General features: G+C 70.3%; 8 protein-coding genes. 2 read left to right on the top strand and 6 right to left on the bottom strand.

The genetic code is table 11. The features are described from left to right. The 3 genes from VD972_RS37940 to VD972_RS37930 form a co-directional block, all read right to left on the bottom strand. A partial coding sequence (locus VD972_RS37940) for a sigma-54 dependent transcriptional regulator (RefSeq protein WP_324993710.1) occupies positions 1 to 1,028 on the bottom strand: 1,028 nt, incomplete at its 3' end. Further along, a complete protein-coding gene (locus tag VD972_RS37935; RefSeq protein WP_324993709.1) occupies positions 1,025 to 2,230 on the bottom strand; it encodes a sensor histidine kinase in 1,206 nt (401 codons plus the stop codon). The genes VD972_RS37935 and VD972_RS37940, both read right to left, overlap by 4 nt. 190 nt (positions 2,231 to 2,420) lie before the next feature. Then, positions 2,421 to 3,266, bottom strand: coding sequence for a HEAT repeat domain-containing protein (locus VD972_RS37930; RefSeq protein WP_324993708.1), 846 nt, complete (start codon positions 3,264 to 3,266; stop codon positions 2,421 to 2,423). Between the two features lie 245 nt (positions 3,267 to 3,511). On the opposite strand from VD972_RS37930, the gene VD972_RS37925 reads away from it, so the two are divergent. Beyond that, on the top strand, positions 3,512 to 4,657 hold the full coding sequence (locus VD972_RS37925; RefSeq protein WP_324993707.1) for a hypothetical protein: 1,146 nt from the start codon (positions 3,512 to 3,514) through the stop codon (positions 4,655 to 4,657). Positions 4,658 to 4,671: 14 nt separating this feature from the next. Next, positions 4,672 to 6,867, top strand: a complete 2,196-nt coding sequence (locus VD972_RS37920; RefSeq protein ID WP_324993706.1) for a bifunctional alpha,alpha-trehalose-phosphate synthase (UDP-forming)/trehalose-phosphatase — start codon at positions 4,672 to 4,674, stop codon at positions 6,865 to 6,867. On the opposite strand, the gene VD972_RS37915 is transcribed toward VD972_RS37920, so the two are convergent. From VD972_RS37915 to VD972_RS37905, 3 genes are all read right to left on the bottom strand, one after another. Beyond that, complete coding sequence (locus tag VD972_RS37915; RefSeq protein ID WP_324993705.1) at positions 6,852 to 8,210, bottom strand: sigma-54 dependent transcriptional regulator; 1,359 nt, start codon at positions 8,208 to 8,210, stop codon at positions 6,852 to 6,854. The genes VD972_RS37920 and VD972_RS37915 overlap by 16 nt on opposite strands. A 30-nt stretch (positions 8,211 to 8,240) precedes the next feature. Further along, positions 8,241 to 9,608: a sensor histidine kinase gene (locus VD972_RS37910; protein ID WP_324993704.1), complete on the bottom strand. Its 1,368-nt coding sequence runs from the start codon at positions 9,606 to 9,608 to the stop codon at positions 8,241 to 8,243. 304 nt (positions 9,609 to 9,912) lie between these two features. Continuing rightward, positions 9,913 to 11,993 (bottom strand): DUF3857 domain-containing protein (locus VD972_RS37905; RefSeq protein ID WP_324993703.1); only part of this gene is annotated, 2,081 nt, incomplete at its 5' end.

Genomic DNA, 11,993 nt, shown 5'->3' with positions numbered 1-11,993 from the left:
CCCGGTGCGACCACCAGCGGGACATGAGGCCCGGCGATCTCGGCGGCGAAGGCGCGGGCCAGCGGGAGGAGATCCTCGGGGCGCTCGCGCAGGGGGGGCACCGCGAGCGGCATGACGTTGAGCCGGAAGAAGAGGTCCTGCCGGAAGCGCCCTTCCTTCACCGCGCGGGCGAGATCCTGGTGCGTGGCCGCGAGGATGCGGGCATCCACGGCGATGGGCCCCGTGCCGCCCAGCCGCTCTACCTCCTTGGTCTCCAGGGCGCGCAGCAGCTTGGCCTGCAGCTCCAGCGGCATGTCCCCCATCTCATCGAGGAAGAGGGTGCCTCCATGGGCCTGCTCGAAGCGGCCAGCCCTGCGCGCGGCGGCTCCGGAGAAGGCGCCCTTCTCGTGGCCGAACAGCTCGCTCTCCAGGAGGGTTGCGGGGATCGCTGCACAGTTGATGGCCACGAAGCGTCCCTTGCGTCCCGAGGCCAGGTGGAGGGCGCGGGCCACGCGCTCCTTGCCGGTGCCCGTCTCGCCGGTGATGAGGACAGCAGCGTCGCTCGGGCCTACGCGGGCGATGAGGCGACGCAGGTTCTCCATGGCAGGGCTCTCGCCCACGAGGTGGCCGGGGCGAGCCAGTTCCTCCAGAAGCCGCTGGCGCTCCTCCTGCAACGCACCCAGCGCGAGCGCATTGCGCAGGGCTGTGAGGAGGCGCTCGGGAGAGGGAGGCTTCTCCACGAAGTCCGTGGCGCCCAGCTTCAGTGCCTGCACGGCCTCAGCGGGGGAGGCCTCGCCGGACAGCACCACCACGGGAGCGGGCAGGGGACGGGGCAGCCGCGCGAGCAGCTCCAGGCCCGTCTCACCGGGCATCCGCAGATCCAGGAGCACCAGATCCGGCGGGCCCTCGGGAGCCTCGAGCAGGCGCACGGCCTCGGCGGCGGAGCGGGCCTCCACGGGTTGAAAGCCCTCATCGGACAGCAGCCCGCGCAGGCCCTTGAGGACCCCGGGATCATCGTCGACGAGGAGGATGCGAGGGCCAGGCTTCATGTCACGGGCGGGGCGAGGGGGAGATCCACGAGCGCCAGCGTACCGCCGCCGGGCGCGGGTTCGAGGCGCAAGGTGCCGCCGTGCTCATGGGCGATCTTCTGAGCAATGGGCAGGCCGAGTCCGCTGCCTTCCGGCTTGGTGCTGAAGAGGCCCCGGGTGAGTGCGGCCCCCTCCAGCACTGCAGGGATGCCCGCGCCTCCGTCCCGCAGGGTGACACGGACGGAGTCCGGCCGGGGCTCCACGGCGATGTGGACTGGAGAAGAGCCAGGAGCGGAGGCCTCGGTTGCGTTCTTCACCAGGTTGCCGAAGAGGCGGCGCAGGCCGTCCGGATCTGCGTGGAGGGTGAGCTCCGGGCCGGGCGCCAACTGGACGGGGACGGGCGAGGTGCCTTGGTAGAGCGCACAGACCTCGGAGAGCAGGGGCTGCAGGGCCACGGGCTGGAAGCGCGGCGCGGGCAGGCGGGCGAAGGCGGAGAAGCTCTGGGTCATGCGCATCAGCAGCTCCACCTCCTCCTGGAGGAGCGCGACGGCCTCGGAGATTCGGACGGCGTCTGGAGGAGCGGAGGCCTCCGTCCGGGAGAGACGGGCGAGCGAGAGCTTCATTGCGGTGAGAGGGTTCTTCAGCTCGTGGGCGAGGGCGCGGGCAATGTCCTGCCACGCGGCGATCTGCTCGGCGGCCTTGAGGCGCTCGCGCTGGGCGAGCAGCTCCTGGCCCATGCGGTTGAAGCCGGCGAAGAGGAACTGGAACTCGTCCCGTGGGTGCTCGGGGGCGGGCAGGCGCACGGAGAGATCGCCGCGCGCATAGGCCGTCATGCCCTGGGTGAGCGTGGTGACGGGCCGCGAGAGCCCACGGCCGAGAAGCACCGCGGCCAGGGCGAGCACCGCAGCTGAGCCAAGCACCAGCGCGGCGATGAACATGGGCACGCGGCGCACGAGCGCCTGGCGGGCCAGCTCCGCCTGGGCGAGGTTGAGCCGGGCCTCATCGAGCGGAGCCTGGGAGAGGCCCTGCCGCCCCAGCTCGGCGGACACGTCCTCGAGGACGCGCTCGACGGGAGCCACGGACACGGAGAGGAGCCGCTCCAGGGCACTCTGGGCGAGCAGTCCCATGAGCACGAGCGGCACGAGCCCCGCTGCCAGCATCACGGCGAGCAGCCGGCGGCGGAAGCGGGCGGGAGGAGAGGAGAGGGACAGGGCGTGGGCCATCGGCCTGCCCACGTGACTGCATGGGGGAGACCGCTGTCAAAGGTCCTCCATGCCGAAGCGCGTCACATCTTCCGCATCGGGGAGAATTTCACGGAAACCCATCATTTCCTGGGAGCTGCCCAGACACGGTGCAGTCGCTGCACGGGCCCACGCCCATCTCTCAGGAGCACCGCAGGGTGGGCGGCAGGCCCTACTCCTGGGCGTTCTTCCCCTCGCAACGAGCCAGGGCTCTATCGACTTCATCGCGAAGCCAGTCGCGCTTGCCCCAGTGGTCCCGCAGCGCGCGCAGCATGGGCACCAGGCTTGGGTCCGCCAGCTCCGCAGCGGCCTCGAGGTACAGCGGGCCGGCGTAGCCCCGCAACAGCTCCCTCGCCACGAGTTCCACCGCGCGTGGATCATGCCGCAGCGCCAGCCCGAGGATTGCCTCACCTCGCGTGTCGTCGTGCGGATCCTCCGTGCGGCGAAAGAGCGCCTCGCGGAGCTCCGGGGTGTCGGTGTCAGTCTGCGAGCCGAGCCCGAACGCCGCCCAGTCTCGTACCTCCTCGTCCTCGTCTGCCGACAGCTCGATGAGAGCGGAGAGTGCGTCCGGGTGCTTCAGCCCGAGCAGTCCGAACGCCACGCCGTACCGCACACCTGCATCGGAGTGAGCCTTGTGCCTCACCAGCGCTGGAACGGCGCGGACATCGCCTACGTGTCCCAGCGCCACCGTGGCGGAGTGGAGCACCGAGGGCACTTGCTCGGTTGCCAGCAACTCAAGGAGTGAGGTGAGCCGCTCCTCGACGAAGAGATGCTGTGCCGCCCCCAGCTGCGCCAGGATGTCCGCGCCGCGTGAGCGCTCGCGAGGCTCGGAGGACAGGCAGAGTCTCCGGGCTGCATCCAAGACCTCGAGCGTGGGTCGACCTTGCAGGGCTCGCACGGCCTCCCAGGCGGGCTCATCCTCTAGATCCCCGCGCAAAGCCGCCTGGATCAGTTCCTCCGTTGAGCGCGGATCTCCGACCAGGTTGGACGAGCGAGGGAGTTGCATCTTGGGGGACATGGTGGAGACCTCGCTTGGCGACGGTAGCACGGGGCCTTGCCTGGTCCGTTCGGAGGCGCCAGGTGGAAGAGGCGTGCGGGGGCGGCGGACTCCTGCGAGACCTGTATGGCTGTCTGACAGGTTGGACTGGCGCACCGCCAGCCGAGGCGGCTTGAGGGGGGCCAGCTCCATGGTCTGGGTGACAGCAGGCAGGCTGCCAGCGGACCGGAGCAGGGCGGCCTCGGGCCTGATAGCCTCCGGGGCGGATGGCTCGCCTCCTTGCCCCGTCCCAGAGCTGGCTGTTCGGCCGCGGAGTGGACCTCACGGTCTTCGCGGGGGCCACGCTTCTGTCCGTGGCCTTGGTGCTCGCCGCGCCGTGGCTCGGCGCCGTGGGGGACACGCCCCTGTGGGCCTGGGTGCTGCTCGTCGTCTGCGTGGACGTGGCCCACGTCTGGTCCACGGTGTTCCGGACCTACCTGGACAGCGAGGAGCTGCATCGGCGGACCGCGCTCTACGTCACCGCCCCGCTCGCCGCCTATGTCATCGGCGTCCTCGCCCACCTGGTCTCGCCCGGGATGTTCTGGCGGCTGTTCGCCTACGTGGCCCTCCTCCACTTCGTGCGCCAGCAGTACGGCTGGGTGGCCCTCTACGATCGAAAGGCCCGCGTCTCGGAGCTCGAGCGGCGCGTGGATGCTGCCGCCGTCTACGCGGCCACCCTGGGCCCCGTCATCTGGTGGCACGCCCACCTCCCGCGCGCCTTCTGGTGGTTCGTGGAGAACGACTTCCTCTCCGGGCTGCCCGAGTGGGCGGGGACGGTGGCGCTCGCCCTCCACGGGCTGGTGCTGGCCGCGTGGGTGGGTTTCCAGGCCGCACGCGTGGTCCGCGGCGAGGGGCTCCAGGTGGGCAAGGTGCTGCTCGTGCTCGCCACGTGGGTGACGTGGTTCGGTGGCATCGTCCTGGCCCAGGATGACTTCACCTTCACGGTGATGAACGTCGTCCTGCACGGTGTGCCGTACTTCGCGCTCCTGTTCCGCTACGCGCGCGGGCGGTACGCAGAGGGCGGGTACGGGCCGTTCGCCCCGCTGGTGCGCGCGGGCCTGCCGGGTTTCCTCCTGTTCCTGGTGGCGCTGGCCTTCGGGGAGGAGCTCCTGTGGGACCGGCTGGTGTGGCACGACCGCCCCGCCCTCTTCGGCACGAGTGGCTTCACCCTGCCCCCGGATCTGCTGGCGCTGGTGGTGCCGCTGCTCGCGCTGCCGCAGACCACGCACTACCTGCTGGACGCCTTCATCTGGAAGCCGAGCCAGGAGCCGGCGCTGCTGGCGCGGCTGGGGTGGGGGCCCGGGGCGAGAGAAGGTTTGCCAAGTGGCACGGCGACTCCATCTCCTGTAGCCATGGCGCGCTCCACTGACTAAGTGGAGAGTCGCCTATGTCACGACTCCTGCTCGTCTCCAACCGCCTCCCCGTCACCGTCAAAGCCGAGAAGGACCATGTCACCGTGGTGCGCAGCGCGGGTGGGCTGGCCACGGGCCTGAGCGGTCCGCACGAGCGCTCAGGGGGGCTGTGGATCGGCTGGCCGGGGGACGTCTCGCGCCTGTCGAGCGCGCAGCGGGCCCAGGTGGAGTCCAAGCTCGCGTCGCTGCGCTGCGTTCCGCTGTACCTCAGCTCCAGTGAGGTCAGCCGCTACTATGAGGGCTACTCCAACCGCGCCCTCTGGCCGCTCTGCCACTACCTGCTGGACCGGATTCCGCGGCAGGACCGGGACTGGGATGCGTACGCCAAGGTCAACGAGCGCTTCGCGGAGCTGGTCGCGCGCCACTACCAGCCGGGCGACACCATCTGGGTGCACGACTACCAGCTCATGCTGGTGCCGGGGCTGCTGCGCGAGCGGCTGCCCGAGGCGCGCATCGGCTACTTCCACCACATCCCCTTCCCGTCGAGCGAGATCTTCCGCACGCTGCCCCACCGCTCGGAGCTGCTGCGCGGCCTGCTGGGCGCGGACGTGGTGGGCTTCCACACGCCGGGCTACGTGCACCACTTCTCCAGCACGTTGCTGCGGGTCCTGGGGCTGGAGACGGACATGGACCACGTCACCCATGAGGGGCGCACCGTGCGTCTGGGCTCCTTCCCCATGGGCATCGACGCGGCGTCCTTCGAGCGGCTGGCGCATGACCCGGGGGTGCTCGGAGAGGTGAGCGTCATCCGGGAGAGCAGCGCGGGGCAGCGGCTGCTGGTGGGGATCGACCGGCTGGACTACACCAAGGGCATCCCCCGGCGGCTGCTGGCGGTGCAGCGCCTGCTGGAGCGCGAGCCTGCGTGGCGCGGGCGCCTGAGGCTCGTCCAGGTGGCCGTGCCCAGCCGCACCCAGGTGGAAGACTATGCCGCCTACCGGGACAAGGTGGACGAGCTGGTGGGCCGCATCAACGGCCTGTATGGCACGGTCCAGAACACCCCCATCCACTACCTCTACCGTTCCTTCAACGAGCGGCAGCTCGCAGGCCTGTACCGCGCGGCGGATGTGATGCTCGTCACGCCCACCCGGGACGGGATGAACCTGGTGGCCAAGGAGTTCTGCGCATCGCGGCCGGATGAGGAGGGCGTGCTCGTCCTGAGCGAGTTCGCCGGGGCCGCCGCCGAGCTGCGCGAGGCCGTCATCGTCAACCCATACGACGTCGAGGGCATGGCGGACGCCATCGAGCGGGCGCTGGAGATGCCGGTGGAGGAGCGCCGCAAGCGGATGCGGGCCCTGCGTGTCCAGGTGAAGGCCCGAGACGTGCACTGGTGGGCGAGCCACTTCCTGGACACGCTCCAGTCCGTGCCCGCTCCCAAGCCGAGAGCCCCGGCCGTGGCGGAGGTGGTGGCGCGGCTCAAGGGCGCCGGGCAGCGGGTGCTGCTGCTGGACTATGACGGGACGCTGGTGGGCAGTGCTCCGAGGCCGGAGCTGGCCGTGCCGGATCCGGAGCTGCTTGTACTGCTGGCGCGCGTGGCGGCCCTGCCAGGCACGCGGGTGCACATCGTCAGCGGACGGATGAAGGAGACGCTGGAGGAGTGGCTGGGAGCGCTGCCGGTGGGCCTCCACGCCGAGCACGGCCTCTGGTCCCGCTCCGGGCCTGGGGAAGCGTGGCGCATGCTGGAGGGGGTGGCCTCCGAGGGGAAGGAGCTGGCAAGGCCGCTGCTGGAGGTGTTCACCGCGCGCGTGCCGGGCTCGTTCATCGAGGAGAAGACGGCGTCGCTGGCGTGGCACTACCGGCAGGTGGATCCGGGCTTCGGCGCGTGGCAGTCCCGCGAGCTGCGCCTGAAGCTGTGCGAGGTGCTGGCCCGGGGCCCGATGGAGATCCTCCCCGGGGACAAGGTGGTGGAGGTGCGCGCTCGCGGGGTGAACAAGGGGCGCGTGGTGGCGGAGGTGCTGGAGGGCGTGGAGCCCGGGGCGCTCATGGCGGCCTTTGGAGACGACCGCACGGATGAGGATCTGTTCGCCGCGCTGCCGGAGGGGGCCATCTCCGTCCACTCGGACGGCAAGGCCTCGCGCGCTGTGTACCGGGTGGACGGCCCGGCCGAGGTGCGCAAGGTGCTTGCCGCGCTGCTGGAGGGGACTGCGGAGGGGGCAGCTCAGCCGATCTTGTAGCGCTTGAGCTTCTCGTAGAGCGTGCGCAGGCCGATGCCCAGCCGCTCGGAGGCCTCGCGCCGGTTGCCGCCCACCTCCAGCAGCACGCGCTCGATGGTGCGCCGCTCCATCTCCTCGAGCGTCATCGCCCCGCCTTCGGAGCTGGGCCCGGCACCCGACTCGGCTGTGCGGGCGGGCTCGGGAGAGCGGGCAGGCTCCACCAGCAGGTGCCAGGGCTCGAGGATGTCACCGTCGGCGAGGATGGCCGCGCGCTCGAGCGCATTGGCAAGCTCGCGGATGTTGCCCGTCCACCGTCCCCCGAGGAGTGCCTTCCGGGAGTCCTCGGACAGCTTCAGCACCGGCCGCTTCAGCTCGTGGCAGGCGCGGGCCAGCAGCACATCGGCCAGCGGGAGAATATCGCCGGTGCGCTCGCGCAGCGGGGGCAGCCGCACCGGGAACACCGAAAGGCGGTGGTAGAGGTCCTCGCGGAACGTCCCATCGGAGATCTGCCCGCGCAGATCGCGGTGCGTCGCAGCGATCCACCGCACGTCCACCTCGAGCGTTCGTGTTCCACCCACACGCTCGAAGGCGCGCTCTTGCAGCACGCGCAGGAGCCGGGCCTGGATCGTCGGCTTCAGCTCGCCCACCTCGTCGAGGAAGAACGTCCCGCCATGGGCCAGCTCGATGCGCCCGCGCTTGCGATCGGTGGCACCCGTGAAGGCGCCCTTCTCGTGGCCGAAGAGCTCGCTCTCGAGGAGGTTCTCGGAGAGGGTGGCGCAGTTGATGGCCACGAAGGGCCCCTTGGCGCGATCGCTCATGCGGTGGATGGCGCGGGCCGCCACCTCCTTGCCCGTGCCGCTCTCGCCCAGCAGCAGCACCGTGGCCTGGGTGCGCGCCACCTTCTTCAGCGCCTCCACCACCGGCGCCATGGCCGGGTCTCCATAGCTCAGCACCGGGTCATCCGCGGAGGCTCGAGCCACCTCGGCGTGGTCGCGCAGCCTGCGCCGCTCCAGAGCCCGTGTCGCCAGGAGCCGCAGCTGGGCCGGGCCGCTCACGGGCTTCTGGATGAAGTCGAACGCCCCCAGCTTCATGGCCTGGACAGCGCTCTCCACGTTGCCGTGCGCCGTCAGGACGATGAACTCCACCTCGGGCTGCTCCGCCTGGGCTTTCTCCAGCAGCTGCATCCCTCCCATGCCCGGCATGCGCAGGTCCGTGAGCACCAGATCGAAGCTCTTGACCCGCATGCGCTCGAGCCCCTCCTCGCCGCTGGCTGCCTCTTCGATCTGATGGCCATCGAGCTCGAGGCTCTCGGCCAGGAAGCTCCGGACACCCTCTTCATCGTCCACAACCAGGATGCGACCCATGAGACGAACCTCCGGTCTGGCGTCGCGCGCTCAGGCCGTCAAGGGAATGCATACGCGGAACAGGGCCCCACCCGCGGGGTGGTTGCTGGCCCGGATGCTGCCGCCGTGGAGTTCCACCACTCGTCGGGCCACGGCCAGCCCGAGCCCGTTTCCCAGGGGACGCCCGGTGTGGAAGGGCTCGAAGATGACGTTCTCCTGGCCGGGCGCGATGCCCGTGCCAGCGTCCCTCACCTCATAGAGCAGGGTCTTCTCCTCCGTGGCGATGCGCGCGAACACCGGGCTGCCCGGAGGAGAGGCCTGGATCGCGTTGCGCAGCAGGTTGCTCAGCACCTGCTGCATGCGGGCGGCGTCCAGGGGCCAGGAAGGAGGAGCGGCCTGCGCATCCAGCTCGATGAGCCTCGGATCCACCTCCTCGGCCGCGGCGCGGACGATGGCCACTGGATCCGTCTCCTGGCGCTGGATGGTGCCCGTGCGCACGAAGGCGAGCAGGCTGCTGGTGAGATCCTCCAGCCGCAGGGCCTCTTTCACCACGCGCTCGGCCTTGGTGCGGGAGCGGCCCTCGGGCAGCGCCTCGGTGAGCAGCTGGGCGTGGCCCTTGAGCGAGGCCAGTGGGTTGCGCAGCTCGTGCGCGAGCACCGCGGACATCTCCCCCAGCACCGCCAGGTGCCGCTCACGGGCCAGCTTGTGCTCCAGCGCCTCGCGCGCCTTCAGCCAGCGGAACGCGATGGCAGCGCCCAACAGCATCGCCAGCGCAACCACACTGCTGATGACCAGCGAGCGCTGGGAGCTGGACACGAGCTCACGGGCCAGGAGGGGTTCGAACTCGATGATCGTGGGAGGCAGATCTCTCCGACGGGGGGCGGGCGGTGCCTCGGGAGGGTCAGGGCGCTCAGGGCCGCCATGGGGCGGAGGGCCGCCATGGGGCGGAGGTTGCTGCTGGAACTCCCGGGGACCGCGCGGAGGAGGTGCGGAAGGGGGGGACGGAGCCGGGGGCCGCTGCCCTGGCGGGGGAGGAGGCACACGCACCTCCATGCGGATGCGCGAGCCCAGCTCCGTCAAGTGGACCTCGAGCTCCGAGCCTCGAGGGAGGAGCTCTACCCTCGGCGGGCCACCCAAGGCCATCCCCGCTTCGACGATCCTCTCAGGGGGGACCAGGGCCAGGTAGCGCACGCCCTGGCTCTCGAGGCTCGCGAGCAGCTTCGCCATCCCTTCGGGAGTGGGCGGCTGGCCGACGTCACGCAGCCCCTGGCGGACGCCGTTGATCAGGAGCTGCCCCTGGCCGTCGATGAGGCTCGAGGCGATGTGGTGCACCCGTGAGTGGCTCATCGCCGCGGAGATCACCATGCCGCTGCCCATGAGGATCGCGGTGATGAGGATCCCCCAGCGCGACCACCTCATGAGGCGGACGGGATCGCCGGCACGCATGCGGGAGAGCCTATCATGCTCCGGCTCTCCGCTCCGTGACCATGCCTTCTGGGGCAGCTTGCTCTCGACACGCAAGGGGGGCTCGTCCTCACCAGGTGAAGCGCTCGAGCGCTCCCTCCAGCAAGGGACGGTCCAACGTGACACCCCGTTACGAAGTCATGTCGTTCTCAGGGGTTCCGAGCAGGGCTCGGCCGCGCGCCCCAAGGAGCGCTGCGAAATCCGCAGCCTGGGATGCGGAATGTGCAGCGCGCGCCCTCGGGGGACAGAGCGAGAGGGCTCAGCGCTCGGCGGTCTTCCCCACCGGTGGGCCCTTGAGCACCACCTTGCGGTTGAAGGCCTGATCCACCCGGCCGAGGAACTCGCGGAACGCCGTGTAGTACTCCACCTTGACGCGCGCGGAGGTCATCGCCACCTCGCCCTCGGAGATGAGCTTGCCGCCCTCCTGGCGGTAAGTGAGGCGCACGCGGCCCCAGGGGTGCTGCTCCTCCAGCGGCGGTGGCAGCTCCGCCACCGTGTAGCCCGCGGGCAGCGTGTAGCTCAGGGTGAACTGGTTCATCCATGGGCCCTGCATCACCAGATCGAACCGGCGCTCCACCAGCGTGGCGTAGGCCTGCTGGTACGTGCGGCCGGTGCCGAAGGGCAGGAAGCGCAGCGCCGCGCCCGGGAGGACCTCCGAGTAGCGCGGAATGGTCATCTGGAAGTCCACCTCCACATCGTTGTCCAGGAGGGTGGTGTCATTGAGCTTCACCTCGTTCACCGTGAGCCCGGGGAAGCTCTGCGCCCAGGCGCGCTCGAAGGTGGAGCGGCGCGTGGACACCGTCCGGTAGGCCCGCCGGTAGTCCGACGCCTGCTGGCCGCTCACCGTGCTGGCCCCCTTCACCTCCGCGCCGCCGTCCGGCTTGAGCATCACGTCCATGCTCAGCTTCGTGACGTTCTCGTCGAACTTCGCCTCGGGCGTGACGTGGAAGGAGCTGGTGCCGTCCGGCTCGACGATGAGGACGGTGGCCCGCCGATCCGCGCTGGGCAGCTCCTTGGCGCCGTGGAACTCGGCCGTCCCGTCCAGGTAGAGCTGGTGCTTGGGCACGTAGACGATGGCGTGGTTGAAGGCCGCCAGGCTCGCCGGCTCCTCGCCGATGTAGCCCAGGTTGCGCATGCGCAGCAGCACCATGCGGCTGTCCACCCCGGCCAGCTTCAGCATGGCGTGGATGAGGCTCGCCTTGTCCTTGCAGTCACCGAAGCGCCGCGCCAGCACCCGGTCCACCCGGTAGGGCTTGTAGCCGTGGATGCCGAACTCCAGCGCCACGTAGCGCGTGTTCGTCACCACGAAGTTGTAGACGGCCTGGATCACCGCCATGTCGTTCTTCCGGTCCACCCCCGTCAGCACCCGCTCCACCGTCTGCCGCAGCTCGTCGTTGGGCGTGAGCTGATCCCTCACCAGGCCCCACCAGTAGCGGCTCACCTGCTCCCAGCTCTTGTACGTGGAGATGTGCAGCGGCGGGGCGACCTCGGCCCAGCCCGGCATGCCCGGCTCCGGCACCACCTTGGGCACGCCCTTCGCCTTCCACTGGTAGAGCATGCGCCCGCCCTCCTGCTCCTCGCGCGTGTTCGCCACCCCCGGCAGCTTCGCGGAGTTGGAGTACAGGGTGCGCTCCTTGGGCATGTCCACCTGGTACTGGAAGCGCAGCTTGGGGTAGACGCCCTGGATGTTCTCCACCTCGCCAAAGTAGTCGGAGAGCAGGTTGTCCTGGGACGTGTCCTCGATGCGGTACTGCAGCTCCAGCACGTCTCCCGGCGCCAGCGCGGGGAAGTTGAGCATCTTCGCGCGGGCGTCGTAGTACATGCCCGTCCACGGCTCGTTGATGTTGCGCTCGGTGTCACCGTAGCTGTCCACCACGGAGCCGTCTGGCTTGGTGACGCGGGCGCGCAGCACGCGCACCTCCTGCCGATCCGGCGAGTACGCCACCGGCTGGGTGCGGAAGTCCTCCACGCCGCGCTGGTTGAGCACCTTCACCACCAGCTGGTGCAGCCGGCTGGTGAGCCCGTTCTTCTGCACGCGCACGTAGGTGTTCTCCACCAGGTACACCGCATCCTCGTTGGGATAGGCGTCCGCCTCCGCGATGAGGGGCGCGGGGTCCACCAGGTACCGAGTGCCGTAGCCACCGGACTCACCCTTGAGGGTGCGCAGGGCCTCCTTGAGGGAGGGGTTCTGCGGCCTCAGCGCCAGCGAGCGCTCCATGGCGGCCAGCGCCTCGTCCTGGCGCCCGGCGGCCAGCAGCGCGCGGCCCTCTCGCTCGTACACCTCGGGCTCGTCCGGGGCGAGCGCGCGGGCCTCGGCGAAGTTCGCCACCGCCGCTTCGA

Source organism: Hyalangium sp., assembly GCF_035629615.1.
In the GTDB taxonomy this organism is placed as follows: Bacteria; Myxococcota; Myxococcia; order Myxococcales; family Myxococcaceae; genus Hyalangium.
The sequence above is the reverse complement of the archived record's forward strand: the minus strand, read 5'-3'. Positions and strand labels throughout refer to the sequence as shown.